General features: G+C 60.7%; 10 protein-coding genes. 5 read left to right on the top strand and 5 right to left on the bottom strand.

The window, feature by feature from the left end:
* Positions 1-11: 11 nt before the first annotated feature.
* The 4 genes from ligA to AEQ67_RS14875 form a co-directional block, all read right to left on the bottom strand.
* Positions 12-2,369: an NAD-dependent DNA ligase LigA gene (ligA, locus tag AEQ67_RS14860; RefSeq protein ID WP_059404579.1), complete on the bottom strand. Its 2,358-nt coding sequence runs from the start codon at positions 2,367-2,369 to the stop codon at positions 12-14.
* A gap of 174 nt (positions 2,370-2,543) precedes the next feature.
* Complete coding sequence (gene zipA, locus AEQ67_RS14865; RefSeq protein WP_059404580.1) at positions 2,544-3,398, bottom strand: cell division protein ZipA; 855 nt, start codon at positions 3,396-3,398, stop codon at positions 2,544-2,546.
* Between the two features lie 266 nt (positions 3,399-3,664).
* Positions 3,665-7,153, bottom strand: coding sequence for a chromosome segregation protein SMC (gene smc / locus AEQ67_RS14870; RefSeq protein ID WP_059404581.1), 3,489 nt, complete (start codon positions 7,151-7,153; stop codon positions 3,665-3,667).
* Between the two features lie 2 nt (positions 7,154-7,155).
* Complete coding sequence (locus AEQ67_RS14875; RefSeq protein WP_059404582.1) at positions 7,156-7,815, bottom strand: GntR family transcriptional regulator; 660 nt, start codon at positions 7,813-7,815, stop codon at positions 7,156-7,158.
* 266 nt (positions 7,816-8,081) lie between these two features.
* Here AEQ67_RS14875 and xdhA point away from each other — a divergent pair, with 266 nt between their 5' ends.
* The 4 genes from xdhA (at position 8,082) to guaD (ending at position 14,231) form a co-directional block, all read left to right on the top strand.
* Complete coding sequence (gene xdhA, locus AEQ67_RS14880; RefSeq protein WP_059404583.1) at positions 8,082-9,536, top strand: xanthine dehydrogenase small subunit; 1,455 nt, start codon at positions 8,082-8,084, stop codon at positions 9,534-9,536.
* Positions 9,529-11,928, top strand: a complete 2,400-nt coding sequence (gene xdhB / locus AEQ67_RS14885) for a xanthine dehydrogenase molybdopterin binding subunit (protein ID WP_059404584.1) — start codon at positions 9,529-9,531, stop codon at positions 11,926-11,928. Before xdhA ends, xdhB begins: the two co-directional genes overlap by 8 nt.
* Positions 11,929-12,072: 144 nt before the next feature.
* Positions 12,073-12,918, top strand: a complete 846-nt coding sequence (gene xdhC / locus AEQ67_RS14890) for a xanthine dehydrogenase accessory protein XdhC (protein ID WP_059404585.1) — start codon at positions 12,073-12,075, stop codon at positions 12,916-12,918.
* Positions 12,919-12,926: 8 nt separating this feature from the next.
* Positions 12,927-14,231, top strand: coding sequence for a guanine deaminase (gene guaD / locus AEQ67_RS14895; protein ID WP_059404586.1), 1,305 nt, complete (start codon positions 12,927-12,929; stop codon positions 14,229-14,231).
* Between the two features lie 154 nt (positions 14,232-14,385).
* On the opposite strand, the gene AEQ67_RS14900 is transcribed toward guaD, so the two are convergent.
* Entirely contained in the window at positions 14,386-15,150 is a 765-nt protein-coding gene (locus AEQ67_RS14900) for a GntR family transcriptional regulator (protein WP_054054029.1), read from the bottom strand.
* A gap of 347 nt (positions 15,151-15,497) precedes the next feature.
* Between AEQ67_RS14900 and AEQ67_RS14905 the strand changes: the two genes are divergently transcribed.
* Positions 15,498-16,688 carry a benzoate/H(+) symporter BenE family transporter gene (locus AEQ67_RS14905; RefSeq protein ID WP_059404587.1) on the top strand — a complete coding sequence of 397 codons (1,191 nt, stop codon included), beginning with the start codon at positions 15,498-15,500 and terminating at the stop codon, positions 16,686-16,688.
* Positions 16,689-16,774 lie beyond the last annotated feature (86 nt).

Genomic DNA, 16,774 nt, shown 5'->3' on the forward strand with positions numbered 1-16,774 from the left:
AGCGAATGGCATCACACCGTAATACCGTGCTTACCCAAAAACTCGACAAACGCCTCTTCATCCAGAACCTTCAACCCCAGCTCATTGGCCTTGGTCAACTTGGAACCAGCACCCGGTCCCGCGACCACGCATTGGGTCTTGGCCGACACCGAACCCGCCACCTTGGCGCCGAGGCTTTCAAGTTTGTCCTTGGCCACATCGCGACTCATCAGTTCCAGCGAACCGGTCAGCACCCAGGTCTGCCCGGCCAGCGGCAAGCCTTCGACGACTTTCTTCTCGCTCTGCCAATGCATGCCGAAATCACGCAACTGCTTTTCGGCGGCTTCGGCAATCTGGCGATTCTCGGCGACCGCAAAAAACTCGCGAACCGAGGTGGCCTGCTTCTCCGGCAACGCCTGGCGCATGTCCAGCCAGTCCGCGCTGAAAACCCCTTGCAGCGAACCAAACCTGTCAGCCAGCTTCTGCGCCCCGCCCGGCCCGACCGACGGAATGTGCAGCTTGTCGAGGAAACCGCCCAGCGTGGTGCTGGCGGCAAACTCGGCGCCTAGCTCACCTTGATCCTGAATCTGCAGACCGTGCTTGAGCAGATCGGCAATCACCTGCTGGTTATGCGCATCTTCAAAGAAACTGTGAATCTCGTGAGCCACTTCCAGGCCGACATCCGGCAAGTACGTGAGCACTTGCGGCAACGCCTGCTGAACCCGCTCCAGCGAGCCGAGGGAGCGCGCCAGCACCTTGGCCGTCTCTTCGCCGACATCGGGAATCCCGAGGGCGTAGATGAACCGCGCAAGGCTTGGCTTCTTGCTGTCTTCGATGGCGCCGAGCAACTTGCTGCTCGACAGTTCGGCAAACCCTTCCAGATCGACAATGTCGTCAAACTTCAGGGCATACAGATCGGCCGGCGAACTCACCAGGCCTTCATCGACCAGTTGCTCGACGCTCTTGTCGCCCAGCCCTTCAATATCCATGGCGCGGCGCGAGACGAAGTGAATGATCGCCTGCTTGAGTTGCGCACCACAGGCCAGTCGACCGACACAGCGATACACCGCGCCTTCGCTGACGGTCTCGCGGCCCTTGCTGCGCTTGACCAGTTGCGTGCGCTCGACATGCGAGCCGCAGACCGGGCACTTTTCGGGAATCTGCACCGGCCGCGCGTTATCCGGGCGACGCTCGGTGACCACTTGCACCACTTGCGGAATCACGTCGCCGGCGCGGCGGATGATCACGGTATCGCCGATCATCAAGCCCAGGCGCGCCACTTCGTCCATGTTGTGCAACGTCGCGTTGGCCACGGTGACGCCGGCGACCTTGACCGGTTTCAAGCGCGCCACCGGTGTCACGGCACCGGTGCGACCGACCTGGAATTCCACGTCGAGCAATTCGGTGAGTTCTTCCATGGCCGGAAATTTGTGCGCGATGGCCCAGCGCGGTTCGCGCGCGCGAAAGCCCAGTTCACGCTGGGATGCAATGCTGTTGACCTTGAACACCACGCCGTCGATTTCATAGGACAGCGCATTGCGGCGCTCACCGATGTCGCGGTAGTAATCCAGGCATTCATCGATGCCATGGGCCAGTTTCAGCTCGTGGCTGATCGGCATGCCCCAGCCTTGCAACTGCTTGAGATTGCCAATGTGCGTGTCGGCAATGTCCGCCGAAATCTGGCCGATGCCGTAGCAGCAGAATTCCAGTGGACGGTTGGCGGTGATTTTCGAATCGAGTTGGCGCAAGCTGCCCGCCGCCGCGTTACGCGGGTTAGCAAAAGTCTTGCCGCCGACTTCCAGTTGCGTGGCGTTGAGCCGTTCGAAACCGGCCTTGGACATGAACACTTCGCCGCGCACTTCAAGCGTCGCCGGCCAACCGCTGCCGTGCAGCTTGAGCGGAATGTTGCGCACGGTGCGCACGTTGACGCTGATGTCTTCGCCGGTGGTGCCGTCGCCGCGCGTCGCGCCGCGGACCAATACACCGTCCTGATACAGCAGGCTGACCGCCAGGCCATCGAGCTTCGGTTCACAGCTGTATTCCACCGCCGCACCGCCACCGAACAGATCGCCGGCCGGCAGGTCCAGGCCTTCAGTCACCCGGCGATCGAATTCGCGCATGTCGGTTTCTTCGAAGGCGTTGCCGAGGCTGAGCATCGGCACTTCGTGGCGCACCTGGGTGAACGCCGACAGCGCCGCGCTGCCGACGCGCTGGGTCGGCGAGTCACTGGTGATCAGTTCGGGGTTGGCCGCTTCAAGGGCCTTGAGCTCGTGGAACAACCGATCGTATTCGGCGTCCGGAATGCTCGGTTCGTCCAGCACATGGTAGCGATAGTTGTGCTGATCCAGCTCAGCGCGCAGTTCAAGAATGCGGTTTTCGGCGGCGGTCATGGGTGTTCTCTCATAAAGCAAAAGAGCAGCCGAGGCTGCTCAATGTTGATGCGGCGTAAATTCATGTAGGAGCCAGGCTTGCCGGCGAAGGCGTATGTGAGATCGTCTTCGCCGGCAAGCCTGGCTCCTACAAGGTGTGGACGTCGCGGCACGATCCTCCACACGGTTTCAATGTCAACGTTTCTGGGTCAGGGCGCGACGTTCGAATTCGACGATGCGCTGACGGTAGTGCTCAATGGTCTGGGCGGTCAGCACGCTGCGCTGGTCGTCTTTCAGTTCGCCGTTGAGCTCCTGGGACAGTTTGCGCGCCGCAGCCACCATCACGTCGAAAGCTTGCTTGGGATGACGCGGGCCTGGCAGGCCGAGGAAGAAGCTCACTGCCGGCGTGCTGAAGTGGTCGATGTCGTCCAGATCGAAGACGCCCGGCTTGACCGCATTGGCCATGGAGAACAGGACTCCACCGTTACCAGCCATGCTTTCGTGACGGTGGAAGATGTCCATCTCGCCAAAGCGCAGACCGCTTTCCAGAATATTCTGCAACAGCGCCGGGCCTTTGAAGCCGGCAGCGTCACGGCAGATCACGCTGATCACCAGCACTTCTTCGGCTTGCGGCTGTTCCTTGTCGCTGACCGAAGGCGAGGACTTGGTGTCATCCGGGAAATCGTCGTCACGGCTGCTGAAGCTCGGGCCGCCGTCAAGGTCCAGGCTGAGGTTCATGTCGCCCTGGGAAGGCTCGCCATGGCCACGCTTGCCGCGCTTGGAACCCGACTCACGCGGTTCACGGGCAGGCATGCTCACCGACGGCAGATCATGCTCGTCCAGCTGCGGTTCTTTATGGGTATCCAGGACACGGGGCGGGCCCAACAGCTCGGCGCTGGTGTCCTCGTCCGGCAGATTGGACAAACTTCGGTCAAGACGGAATTTCAGTTTTCCCTTGCCGCCGCGCATGCGACGCCAGCCATCGAAAAGAATACCGGCAATGACAATAATGCCGATGACGATCAGCCACTCGCGCAGACCGATTTCCATGTAATCCCGTGCCTCTATAAAAAATGCTGAAAAATAAGGGGTTTACAACTCGTAAACCGCTTTAAAACGTGGCGCCAACTCTATGTTCTGACAGGCGTTTTGCCCACGTATACGAAAAATTGACATTAAACTAGCACGACCAAAGGTAACTTTACACCGTCTGTCACAATGGCTTGAGCGAATATGTCGATTGGCCAGCAAGTAGCGGCCGATAATTCGCCTTACTTCTCACCTACCTCTCGCACATTGTCCTACAAGGCCAGGACTCAGGCGTCCACCATCGCCATCGCCTCCTCGACATCCACTGCTACAAGTCGCGAGCAGCCCGGTTCGTGCATCGTCACCCCCATCAGTTGATCGGCCATTTCCATGGCGATCTTGTTGTGGGTGATGTAGATGAACTGCACCGTCTGCGACATCTCTTTGACCAGCCGTGCGTAGCGTCCAACGTTAGCGTCATCCAATGGCGCGTCAACTTCATCGAGCATGCAGAACGGCGCCGGATTCAACTTGAAGATGGCAAAAACCAGGGCCAAGGCAGTCAGGGCTTTCTCGCCACCGGAGAGCAAATGGATGGTGCTGTTCTTCTTTCCTGGCGGCCGCGCCATGATCGTCACCCCTGTATCGAGTAGATCTTCGCCCGTCAGTTCCAAATACGCGCTGCCTCCACCGAAAACTTTTGGGAAAAGTGCCTGAATTCCGGCATTGATCTGATCAAAGGTATCTTTGAAGCGGTTTCGGGTTTCCTTGTCGATCTTGCGAATCACGTTCTCGAGGGTATCCAGCGCTTCCACCAGATCGTCGTTCTGCGCATCCAGATAACGTTTACGCTCGGATTGTTGCTGGTATTCGTCGATGGCCGCCAGGTTGATCGCACCGAGACGCTGGATACGCGCCGCGATGCGTTCGAGTTCTTCCTCGGCCTCTTTCTCGTTGGCCTCGGTGGTCAGGGTCGCCAGTACGCCGTGGAGGTCGTAGCCGTCCTCGAGCAACTGATCCTGCAAGGTCTTGCGGCGCACGTTCAGGGCTTGCCATTCCATGCGCTGGGTTTCGAGCTGGCCGCGAATCAACTGCGATTGCTGCTCGGCCTGATTGCGACGTTTTTCGGCTTCGCGCAATTCGCGGTCAGCGTCTTCCAGGGCGATCTGCGCCGTCTTGAGTTCCTCGTCGACGGTCATGCGCTTGTCGAGCAGTTCTTCGAGCTTCAGGCGCAATTCTTCCAGCGGTGCCTCGCCCTCCTCCAGATTGAGGCTGAGCTGTTCGCGCTTCTCGGTCAGGCGCTCGGACTGCATTTCCAGACGCTCCAGTGCCTGACGCGTCGAGTCATGTTGCGCCTTGAGCGAGCCCAGGCGAACCGCCAACTGATGAGCGTGATCCTTGTGCTGCCGGGCTTCCTGACGCACGCGATCCAGACGCTCGCGCAGGCTGTCGCGCTGGGCCAGCAGCAACTCGCGCTGCTCGGTGTCGAGCGCCATGCTGTCGAGGGCTTCCTGCAATTGCAGGCGTGCCTCGCCGATGTTTTCGTGCTCCAGCGCGCGCTGTTCAGCCAACTCGGTGAGTTCTTCGTCCAGCCGGGTACGCCGCAAGGTCAGTTGCTCAGCCTTGGCTTTGCCGGCGGACAATTGAGCTTTCAGTTCACCTTGCTGACGCGCTTCGTCTTGCAGCAGACGGCGCAAATGTTCGCGACCGTTTTCCTGCTGACGCTGCTGCGCCCTGAGCGTCTGAAGTTTGGTTTCCAGGGTTTCGACGGTGGCCTCGCGCTCTTCGCGTTCCAGGCCCAGACGCTGGATTTCCTGACCACGGGCAAGCACACCGCTTTCCGCTTCGCTGGCCCGGCGCACGCGTAGAAAGTGTCGACCGACCCAGTAGCCGTCGCGGCTGATCAAGCTCTGGCCGACGCTCAACTGACCGCGTAGCGCCAAGGCCTGCTCGAGACTCTCCACCGGTTTGACCTGGCCCAGCCACGGCGACAGATCAATCTGCGCCTCGACCTTGTCGAGCAAGCTACCGGGCATGCGCACGCCATCGCTGGCCGGGCTGAGCAAGCGCAGATCGCCCTGGGCAAACCCGGCCAGATCGAACTCGCCGAAGTCCTCCACCAGCACCGCTTGCAGGTCGGCGCCGAGCACGGTTTCCACCGCCAGTTCCCAACCAGCTTCGACCTTCAGGCCTTCGGCCAGACGCGGACGGTCGGCCAGGTTTTGCTCACGCAGCCATTCGGCGGTGCCGGTGCCGGGATCGAGCGCCGCTTGCTGCAAGGCTTCCAACGAGGCCAGCCGACCGTTGAGCCGCTGCAAATCGCCCTGCGCCTGCTGCTGGTTTTGCAGCGCTTGCTGCAATTCCTGACGCAGTTGCTCAAGACGTTCGACCTGCGCTTCTTCGCTGGCCTGCAAATCTTCAAGCGTTGCTTCGGACGCGGCCAGTTGCTCGTTGAGCTCCATGATCGCCGCGTCTTCCGGGTCCGCCGACAGCAGCGCGCGTTCCTCGCCAAGACGCTTCTGCCGATCAGCCAAACGCTCCATGCTGGTTTCCAGCTGCTGGATCCGCGCCTGCTGGACTTCGGATTGGCGACGCGGCTCGGCGGCGGGCAGGTTGAACGTGTCCCACTGCTCCTGCCAGCCGTGCATGGTGGTTTCGGATTCTTCCAGCGCGGCGGCCGCTTCTTCTGCGGCGGCACTGGTGACTTCCTGTTCAGGGGTGAGCATGTCCAGCTCTTCGCCGAGGGTCAGCAGCAACGTGCGGTCGTGGCCCAAGTGCGACTCGGTTTCCAGGCGCGCGCGCTCGGCTTCCTTCAAATCATCTTGCAACTGACGCAGGCGCTGCTGACCGTGCTGGATGCTCTGCTCGACCCGGGCAATGTCGCCGCCGACCGAATAGAAGCGCGCCTGCACCAGATTGAAGCGCTCGGACAGGTCGTGGTGCCCGTCACGAAAGCGTTCGATGCTCGCATCGGCATTGCGTTGCTCGGCCACCAGCGCTTCAAAGGTGATTTCCTGGTTGCCGATGATCGCCTCGCGCTGGCCGACCTGCTCGTTCAACGCCTGCCAGCGCAGGGCCGACAGTTGGGCCTTGAGCTGGCGTTCTTCGCCCTTGTATTCCTGATACTTTTTCGCGGCCTCGGCCTGGCGGTGCAAGCGTTCGAGCTGACGCTCCAGCTCTTCGCGCAGGTCGGTCAGGCGGGCGAGGTTTTCGTGGGTGCGGCGGATGCGGTTTTCGGTCTCGCGCCGGCGCTCCTTGTACTTGGAGATGCCCGCCGCTTCTTCGATGAAGTTGCGCAGGTCTTCGGGCTTGGCTTCGATCAGCTTGGAGATCATCCCCTGCTCGATGATCGAGTAGCTGCGCGGGCCGAGGCCGGTGCCAAGGAAGATGTCGGTGATGTCGCGACGGCGGCATTTGGTGCCGTTGAGGAAGTAACTGTTCTGGCTGTCGCGGGTTACTTTGCGACGAATGGAAATTTCCGCATAGGCCGCGTATTCGCCGACCAACGTGCCATCGGAGTTATCGAACACCAGCTCGATGCTCGCCTGGCTCACCGGTTTACGGCTGGTCGAGCCGTTGAAGATGACGTCGGTCATCGACTCGCCGCGCAAGTTCTTCGCCGAACTCTCGCCCATCACCCAACGTACGGCGTCGATGATGTTCGACTTGCCGCAGCCGTTGGGCCCGACCACGGCCGCCATGTTACTGGGGAAGTTCACCGTGGTCGGGTCGACGAAGGATTTGAACCCCGCCAGCTTGATGCACTTGAGCCGCACGCTTAAGCGTCCGTCAGGGCGGAAACCACCAGATCGCAACTGCGCTGGGCATACGCCGTCAGCACCACGCGGATCTGCGGAAAGTCACGGGCGATCACGGCCGCGAGCAGGCGTTCGAACAACTCCAGGAACTCGCTCATCGAGGCCTTGCGCTGTTCCAGGGCGAGGAAGTACGCACGGCTCATGGCCGGTTGCAGGTTCTCGACGGTTTCCTGCAAGTACGGGTTGTTGGCGAACGGGTACGCCGCGCGCATCACGCTGAAGCTGTCGTCAACGAACGTGCGGATGTCCTGGCGCTCATAGCTGGCAGTCAGGCGCTGCTGAATCTGCACGAACGGCGCCAGGTCCGCCTGGACTTGCCAGCCGTTGGCCACCGCGTTGCCGAGCAAAATGTAGAGCTCGCTCATCAGCGTGCACAGGCTCTGCACTTTGTGCGCGGTGAGCTCGGTCACATGGGCGCCCCGTCGCGGCAAGATCGCGATCAGGTGCCGACGCTCGAGAATCAGCAAGGCTTCACGGACCGAACCGCGGCTGACATTGAGGGCCAGCGTGACCTTCTGTTCCTGGATGCGCTCTCCCGGCTTCATTTCGCCGCGAATGATACGTTCGGCGAGGTGGTGAGCGATTTGCTCGGCGAGGCTGTCCGGCGCCTTGAACGTCATGGTTGTCCTTCAAACTCTTCGATCTGCACAAGCGGCGCAGTGTAGCGCAATTGATACGCCATGGCGGAGTGCCCACTCGGCGGTTTTTGGCACGATTCAAGCAAAAAGCAGGCTATCCCGAGAGGGTCAATAATGAAGGAACGAGTTGTTTATCGACAAAACGCTATTTCCTGACCTTTAAGTCAGAAAATCATTGACCGGAAAGTCAGACCTGATAAATTCGGTTCAAGTCGGTTAACAACAATAATGAGTCTGCGAGGCCTTCCGTGATCCAGTTTTTACTTAACCAGGAACTCCGTAGCGAGCACGCCCTGGACCCAAACCTGACCGTGCTCAATTATCTGCGCGACCATGTGGGCAAACCCGGCACCAAAGAAGGCTGCGCCAGCGGTGACTGCGGCGCCTGCACCGTGGTGGTCGGCGAGCTGCAAACGGATGACGATGGCCGCGAACACATTCGCTATCGCAGCCTCAACTCGTGCCTGACGTTCGTTTCGTCGCTGCACGGCAAACAATTGATCAGCGTCGAAGATCTCAAGCATCAGGGCCAACTGCACAGCGTGCAGAAAGCCATGGTCGAGTGCCACGGTTCGCAGTGCGGCTTTTGCACCCCCGGTTTCGTGATGTCGCTGTTTGCGCTGCAAAAGAACAGCGATCAACCGGACTCACACAAAGCCCACGAAGCACTGGCCGGCAACCTCTGCCGTTGCACCGGCTATCGTCCGATCCTGGAAGCTGCCGAGCAGTCTTGCTGCGGCAAGCAACCGGACCAGTTCGATGCCCGTGAAGCCGGCACCATCGCCCGCCTGAAAGCCATCGCGCCTACTGACATCGGTGAACTCAACAGTGGCGACAAGCGCTGCCTGGTGCCGCTGACTGTCGCCGATCTGGCCGACCTCTATGACGCTTATCCACAGGCTCGGCTGCTGGCTGGCGGTACGGATCTGGCGCTGGAAGTCACGCAGTTCCACCGCACCCTGCCGGTGATGATCTACGTCGGCAACGTCGCTGAAATGAAGCGTATCGAGCGTTTCGACGATCGTCTGGAAATCGGCGCCGCCACCGCCCTCTCCGATTGCTACGACGCGCTGAAAACCGAATACCCGGACTTCGGCGAACTGCTGCAACGCTTCGCGTCCCTGCAAATACGCAACCAGGGCACCCTCGGCGGCAACATCGGCAACGCCTCGCCGATTGGTGACTCGCCACCGCTGCTGATTGCCTTGGGCGCGCAGATCGTCCTGTGCAAGGGCGAGACCCGCCGCACGATGGCCCTGGAAGATTACTTCATCGATTACCGGGTCACCGCGCGTCAGGAAAGCGAGTTCATCGAAAAGATCATCGTGCCGCGTGCCAGCGCCGAACAACTGTTCCGTGCCTACAAAGTTTCCAAACGCCTGGACGATGACATTTCCGCTGTCTGCGCCGCGTTCAATCTGCGCATCGACAACGGCGTGATCGCAGACGCCCGGGTCGCCTTCGGTGGCATGGCGGCCATCCCGAAACGCGCCAAGAGCTGCGAAACCGCCCTGCTCGGTGCGCCATTCAACCATGCCACCGTCGAACGCGCCTGTGCCGCCCTGGCCGAAGATTTCACACCGCTCTCGGACTTCCGCGCCAGCAAGGAATATCGCCTGCTCAGCGCGCAAAACCTGCTGCGCAAATACTTCATCGAACTGCAAACACCGCACATCGAGACTCGGGTGACCGCTTATGTCTAATCATCACGCCGTAGAGAAGACCCAGGCCGAACTGGCTGAACTGTTCGCCAAGGACCTGACCACCGGTGTCGGTCGCAGCGTCAAGCACGACAGCGCCGCCAAGCACGTGTCCGGTGAAGCGCAGTACATCGATGACCGGCTGGAATTCCCCAATCAGCTGCACGTTTATGCACGCCTGTCAGACCGCGCCCACGCGAAAATCATCAGCATCGACACCCAACCGTGCTACGCCTTTGACGGCGTGCGCATTGCCATCACTCACAAAGACGTGCCGGGCCTAAAAGACATCGGCCCGTTGCTGCCGGGTGATCCGCTGCTGGCCATCGATGATGTGCAATTCGTCGGTCAAGTGGTGCTCGCGGTCGCCGCAAAAGACCTGGAAACCGCGCGTAAAGCGGCGATGGCCGCGATCATCGAATACGAGGATCTCGAACCGGTTCTGGATGTGGTCGAAGCCCTGCGCAAACGCCACTTTGTGCTCGACAGTCATACGCATCAGCGCGGCGATTCGGCCGGTGCACTGGCCACCGCTGAACATCGTATTCAAGGCACGCTGCACATCGGCGGCCAAGAACACTTCTACCTCGAAACCCAGATCTCTTCGGTGATGCCGACTGAAGACGGCGGCATGATCGTCTACTGCTCGACCCAGAACCCCACCGAAGTGCAGAAACTGGTGGCCGAAGTGCTGGACGTGTCGATGAACAAAATCGTCGTCGACATGCGCCGCATGGGCGGTGGTTTCGGCGGCAAGGAAACCCAGGCCGCGAGCCCGGCGTGCCTGTGCGCGGTGATCGCGCACCTCACCGGTCAGCCGACCAAGATGCGCCTGCCGCGCGTCGAAGACATGCTGATGACCGGCAAGCGCCATCCGTTTTACGTCGAGTACGACGTCGGGTTCGACAGCACCGGTCGCCTGCACGGCATTGCCCTGGAACTGGCCGGTAACTGCGGTTGCTCGCCCGACTTGTCGGCCTCGATTGTCGACCGTGCGATGTTCCACGCCGACAACTCGTACTACCTGGGCGATGCGACCATCAACGGTCATCGCTGCAAGACCAACACCGCGTCGAACACCGCTTACCGTGGCTTCGGCGGCCCGCAAGGGATGGTCGCCATCGAAGAAGTGATGGACGCCATCGCCCGCCATCTGGCCCTCGATCCGCTGGCCGTGCGCAAGGCCAACTACTACGGCAAGACCGAGCGCAACGTCACCCATTACTACCAGACCGTCGAGCACAACATGCTCGAGGAAATGACCGCCGAACTGGAAGAAAGCAGCCAGTACGCCGAGCGTCGCGAAGCGATCCGTCGCTACAACGCCAACAGCCCGGTCCTGAAAAAAGGCCTGGCGCTGACACCGGTGAAATTCGGCATTTCCTTCACTGCCAGTTTCCTCAACCAGGCCGGTGCACTGGTGCATGTCTACACCGACGGCAGCATCCACTTGAACCACGGTGGCACCGAAATGGGCCAGGGCCTGAACACCAAAGTCGCGCAAGTCGTGGCCGAAGTGTTCCAGGTAGAAATGGACCGCGTACAAATCACCGCGACCAACACGGACAAGGTTCCGAACACCTCGCCGACCGCCGCGTCCAGTGGCGCCGACCTCAACGGTAAAGCCGCACAGAACGCCGCTGAAATCATCAAGAAACGCCTGGTGGAATTCGCTGCGCGGCAATACAAGGTCAGCGAAGAAGACGTCGAATTCCACAACGGCCACGTGCGGGTTCGCGATCACATCCTGACCTTCGAAGCGCTGATCCAGCAGGCGTATTTTGCCCAGGTGTCGCTGTCGAGCACCGGCTTCTACAAGACCCCGAAAATCTTCTACGACCGCAGCCAGGCGCGTGGTCGGCCGTTCTACTACTACGCCTTCGGTGCGGCCTGCTGCGAGGTGATCATCGACACCCTGACCGGCGAGTACAAGATGCTGCGTACCGACATCCTGCATGACGTCGGCGCCTCGTTGAACCCGGCCATCGATATCGGTCAGGTCGAGGGCGGTTTCATCCAGGGCATGGGCTGGCTGACCATGGAAGAACTGGTGTGGAACAACAAGGGCAAGCTGATGACCAACGGCCCGGCCAGCTACAAGATCCCGGCGGTGGCGGACATGCCGCTGGACCTGCGGGTGAAGCTGGTGGAAAACCGCAAGAACCCGGAAGACACGGTGTTCCATTCCAAGGCTGTGGGTGAACCGCCGTTCATGCTTGGCATCGCGTCGTGGTGTGCGATCAAGGACGCCGTGGCGAGTTTGGGCGACTACAAGCATCAACCGAAAATCGACGCACCGGCGACGCCGGAGCGGGTGTTGTGGGGCTGTGAGCAGATGCGCCAGTTGAAGGTGGCGAAGGCTGTTGAGGCAGAGCCGGAGTTGGCTTCGCTTTAAGACCGAGGCGCGGCCTTCGCGGGCAAGCCTCGCTCCTACAAGGTAGGTGGTGGATCGCGGTTATGTGAACGACGCGAAACCTGTAGGAGTGAGGCTTGCCCGCGAAGAGGCCCGAACAGACAACAGAGATGTCGAGGTGAAAACATGTACAACTGGATCGACGCCCTCGCCGACCTGCAATCCCAGGGTGAACCCTGCGTGTTGGTGACCATCATCGAAGAGCTCGGCTCGACGCCGCGTAACGCTGGTTCGAAGATGGTCATCAGCGCCACCCAGACCTTCGACACCATCGGTGGCGGGCATCTGGAATACAAAGCCATGCAGATCGGCCGCGAGATGCTCGCCAGCGGCAAACAGAGCACCCATCTGGAGCGCTTCAGCCTCGGCGCCAGCCTCGGCCAGTGCTGCGGCGGCGCGACCGTGTTGCTGTTCGAACCGATGGGCCAGGTCCAGGCACAGATCGCCGTATTCGGCGCCGGCCATGTCGGCCGGGCGCTGGTGCCGCTGCTCGCCAGCCTGCCTTGCCGGGTGCGCTGGATCGATTCGCGGGAGGCGGAATTCCCGGAACAGATTCCCTATGGCGTGCGCAAAATCGTCAGCGAAGAACCCGTGGACGAAATCGACGACCTGCCCGCCGGCAGCTACTGCATCGTCATGACCCACAACCACCAGCTCGACCTCGAACTCACCGCCGCGATCCTCAAGCGCAACGACTTCACCTACTTCGGCCTGATCGGCTCGAAAACCAAACGGGTCAAGTTCGAGCACCGCCTGCGTGATCGCGGTTTCGACAGCGCCGTGCTGCAACGCATGCGCTGCCCGATGGGCATCGGCGAAGTCAAAGGCAAGTTGCCTGTGGAAATCGCCATCTCCATCGCCGGCGAAATCATCGCCACCTATAACGCGAATTTCGGCCAGCAAACTGCCAGCGCCGGATCATCGATTGCCAAACTGCTGCCTGCTTCTCGCCGCAGCCAAGCGACTAATTGAGAACTCACATGCCTCTGACACGCAAAGCTTACCGCGCCGCCATCCTGCACAGCATCGCCGACCCCGCCGAAGTGGGTATCGAAGCCTCGTACGAGTATTTCGAGGACGGCCTGCTGGTGGTCGATAACGGCCAGATCAGCGCCCTGGGCCATGCCAGCGAATTGCTGCCGACCCTGCCGGCCGATATCGAGATCACCCATTACCAGGATGCACTGATCACGCCAGGCTTCATCGACACCCACATTCACCTGCCGCAAACCGGCATGGTCGGCGCCTACGGCGAGCAGTTGCTGGACTGGCTCAACACCTACACCTTCCCGTGCGAAAGCCAGTTTGCCGACAAGACTCATGCCGACGAAGTCGCCGACATTTTCATCAAGGAACTGCTGCGCAACGGCACCACCACCGCGCTGGTGTTCGGCAGTGTCCATCCGCAATCGGTCAACTCGTTCTTCGAAGCCGCCGAACAGCTCGACCTGCGAATGATCGCCGGCAAGGTGATGATGGACCGCAACGCACCGGACTATTTGACCGATACAGCCGAATCCAGCTACGTGGAAAGCAAGGCACTGATCGAGCGCTGGCACGGCAAGGGCCGCTTGCACTACGCGGTCACCCCGCGTTTCGCCCCGACCAGCACCCCGGAACAACTGACCCTCGCCGGGCAGTTGCTGAGCGAATTCCCGGACCTGTACATGCAGACCCACATCAGCGAAAACCTCAAGGAAGTCGAATGGGTCAAAGAGCTGTTCCCGGAGCGCAAGGGCTACCTCGACGTCTACGATCACTACCAATTGCTGGGCGAGCGCTCAGTGTTCGCCCACGGTGTGCACCTGTGCGACGACGAGTGCGCGCGACTGGCGGAAACCGGTTCGGCGATCGCCTTCTGCCCGACTTCGAACTTCTTCCTGGGTAGCGGCCTGTTCAATTTGCCGATGGCCGAGAAGCACAAACTGAATGTCGGCCTCGGCACGGACGTGGGTGGCGGCACCAGTTTTTCGCTGCTGCAAACGTTGAACGAAGCGTACAAGGTCATGCAGTTGCAAGGTGCGCGGTTGAGCCCGTTCAAGTCGCTGTACCTGGCCACGCTCGGTGGTGCGCGTGCGCTGCGTCTGGAAGACAAGATCGGCACCCTGCAACCGGGCACGGATGCGGACTTCCTGGTGCTGGATTACAACGCGACGCCGCTGCTGAGTTATCGCTTGAAGCAAGCCAACAACATTGCCGAGACGTTGTTTGTGTTGATGACGCTGGGGGATGACCGGACTGTTCTGCAGACGTATGCGGCGGGGAATCAAGTGCATCAGCGCTAGGTTTTTCAGGCATAAAAAATCCCCCGCAATCGTTGGTTGCGGGGGATTTTTTGTGTCTTTGAGGCCGCCTTCGCGGGCAAGCCTCGCTCCTACAGGGATCACGCTGTAACTGTAGGAGCGAGGCTTGCCCGCGAAGGCCGCAACTCGGTCTGATTTATAACTTGGCGGTCGAGCGCCCTGGCTTCTTGGTCTGCAACAAATGCGAAAACACCGCATGCAAATCATCCGACGCGCTTTCTTCGTCGAGGTTGAGTTTGCTGTCGATATGATCCATGTGGTGCATCATCAGGTCCACCGCCAGCTCACCATTGCGCGCTTCGATCGCGTCGATCAGCTGGGTGTGCTCATCGTAGGAGCAATGGGAACGGTTGCCGCTTTCATACTGGGCGATGATCAGCGAAGTCTGGGACACCAGGCTGCGCTGGAAGCTGATCAGCGGGGCATTCTTTGCCGCTTCGGCCAGTTTCAGGTGGAATTCGCCCGACAGGCGGATACCGGCACCGCGATCGCCACGGGAGAAGCTGTCGCGTTCGTCGTTGACCATCTGCCGCAACTCGGCGATTTGCTCGGCGGTGGCGTGCTGCACCGCCAGTTCTGTGATCGCTCGCTCGACCAGACGCCGCGCCAGGAACACCTGACGCGCCTCTTCGACACTCGGGCTGGCAACCACGGCGCCACGGTTGGGTCGCAGCAACACCACGCCTTCATGGGCCAGGCGTGACAGCGCGCGGCGAATGATGGTGCGGCTGACCCCGAAAATTTCCCCCAGCGCTTCTTCGCTCAACTTCGTGCCGGGCGCCAGACGCTGTTCGAGGATGGCCTCGAAGATATGCGCGTAGACAATATCGTCCTGCGTACCGCTGCGGCCGGCTTTGCCTGCTCGCGGTTGTTTTTTTAGGGGTTGCAACTGTTCGTTCATGGGCACTCGAGTCGGGAGAACTGCGGCGAATTGACCGTGACTGTAATACGGCACAGTGGGTCGCTGGCAAGTATCGCGTAAAAAACACTGCGATTGTACACAATGGACGGTGGCAACACGACTGTACGGCTGTTTGTCGCTTCTGCTGTATTGCAACGATCCCTTACGTTTGAGTTTAGGCTTGAACACAGAATCCGCAGCCCGAACACAATCCCTATAGGAGCTGGCTTGCCAGCGAAGGCGGCCTTAAAGGCTATGCAAAACCGGAGGGCCCCTTCGCTGGCAAGCCAGCTCCTACAGGGGGGGGCGGTGTTGCGGATATTTTCATACGTATAAGGAACACCGTTGTGAACGACGCCACGCACACGCAGCTCCGCCCTCTGGCCGACACGTCACCCTCGGCCATCGTCGCCGGGTTCATCGCCATGATGACCGGCTACACCAGCTCCCTGGTGCTGATGTTCCAGGCCGGGCAAGCGGCGGGCCTGACCAGCGGGCAGATTTCGTCGTGGATCTGGGCCATCTCGATTGGCATGGCGGTGTGCTCGATCGGCCTGTCTTTGCGCTATCGCACGCCGATCACCATTGCCTGGTCGACTCCTGGTGCAGCGTTGCTGATTACCAGCCTGGGCGGCGTGTCTTACGGCGAAGCCATCGGCGCGTACATCACGTGCGCGGTGCTGGTGACGATTTGCGGGCTGACCGGCAGCTTCGAACGCCTGGTGAAAAAGATTCCGGCCTCACTGGCCGCCGCGTTGCTGGCGGGGATTCTGTTCAAGATCGGCAGCGAGATTTTCGTCGCCGCGCAGCATCGCACCGCGCTGGTGCTGGGCATGTTCTTCACTTACCTGGTGGTCAAGCGCCTGTCGCCGCGGTATGCGGTGCTGGCTGCGTTGTTGATCGGCACGGCGCTGTCCGGGTTTATGGGCTTGCTGGATTTCAGTGGTTTCCACCTCGAGGTGGCGACGCCGGTCTGGACCACGCCGCACTTTTCACTGGCCGCGACCATCAGCATTGGCATCCCGCTGTTCGTGGTGGCGATGACGTCGCAGAACATGCCCGGCATCGCCGTGTTGCGCGCCGACGGTTACACCGTGCCGGCCTCGCCGCTGATCACCACCACCGGCATCGCCTCGTTGCTGCTGGCGCCGTTCGGTTCCCACGGGATCAACCTGGCGGCCATCAGCGCGGCAATCTGCACCGGGCCACATGCCCATGAAGATCGCAACAAGCGCTACACGGCGGCGGTCTGGTGCGGGATTTTCTACGGGATCGCCGGGGTGTTCGGCGCGACGCTGGCGGCGTTGTTTGCGGCGCTGCCGAAAGAGTTGGTGCTGTCGATTGCGGCGCTGGCGTTGTTCGGTTCGATCATCAACGGCTTGAGCATAGCCATGAGCGAAGTGAAGGAACGTGAAGCCGCGTTGATCACCTTTATGGTCACGGCGTCGGGGCTGACGCTGTTTTCAATCGGGTCGGCGTTTTGGGGGATTGTGGCGGGGGTGTTGACGTTGGTGATTTTGAATTGGCGCAAGGTTTGAGGGCGCCTTCGCGGGCAAGCCTCGCTCCTACAGGTTCAGCGTGTCCTTGTAGGAGCGAGGCTTGCCCGCGAAGGGTCCATCAAGCC

Source organism: Pseudomonas sp. RIT-PI-q (genome assembly GCF_001297125.1).
Lineage (GTDB): Bacteria > Pseudomonadota > Gammaproteobacteria > Pseudomonadales > Pseudomonadaceae > Aquipseudomonas.

What these genes read in the sequence shown, in the direction of transcription:
- ligA (WP_059404579.1), bottom strand. Translation starts at nt 2,369, where the DNA reads ATGACCGCCGCCGAAAACCGCATTCTTGAACTGCGCGCTGAGCTGGAT.
- xdhC (WP_059404585.1), top strand. Translation starts at nt 12,073, where the DNA reads ATGTACAACTGGATCGACGCCCTCGCCGACCTGCAATCCCAGGGTGAA.
- xdhB (WP_059404584.1), top strand. Translation starts at nt 9,529, where the DNA reads ATGTCTAATCATCACGCCGTAGAGAAGACCCAGGCCGAACTGGCTGAA.
- zipA (WP_059404580.1), bottom strand. Translation starts at nt 3,398, where the DNA reads ATGGAAATCGGTCTGCGCGAGTGGCTGATCGTCATCGGCATTATTGTC.
- AEQ67_RS14875 (WP_059404582.1), bottom strand. Translation starts at nt 7,815, where the DNA reads ATGACGTTCAAGGCGCCGGACAGCCTCGCCGAGCAAATCGCTCACCAC.
- guaD (WP_059404586.1), top strand. Translation starts at nt 12,927, where the DNA reads ATGCCTCTGACACGCAAAGCTTACCGCGCCGCCATCCTGCACAGCATC.
- AEQ67_RS14900 (WP_054054029.1), bottom strand. Translation starts at nt 15,150, where the DNA reads ATGAACGAACAGTTGCAACCCCTAAAAAAACAACCGCGAGCAGGCAAA.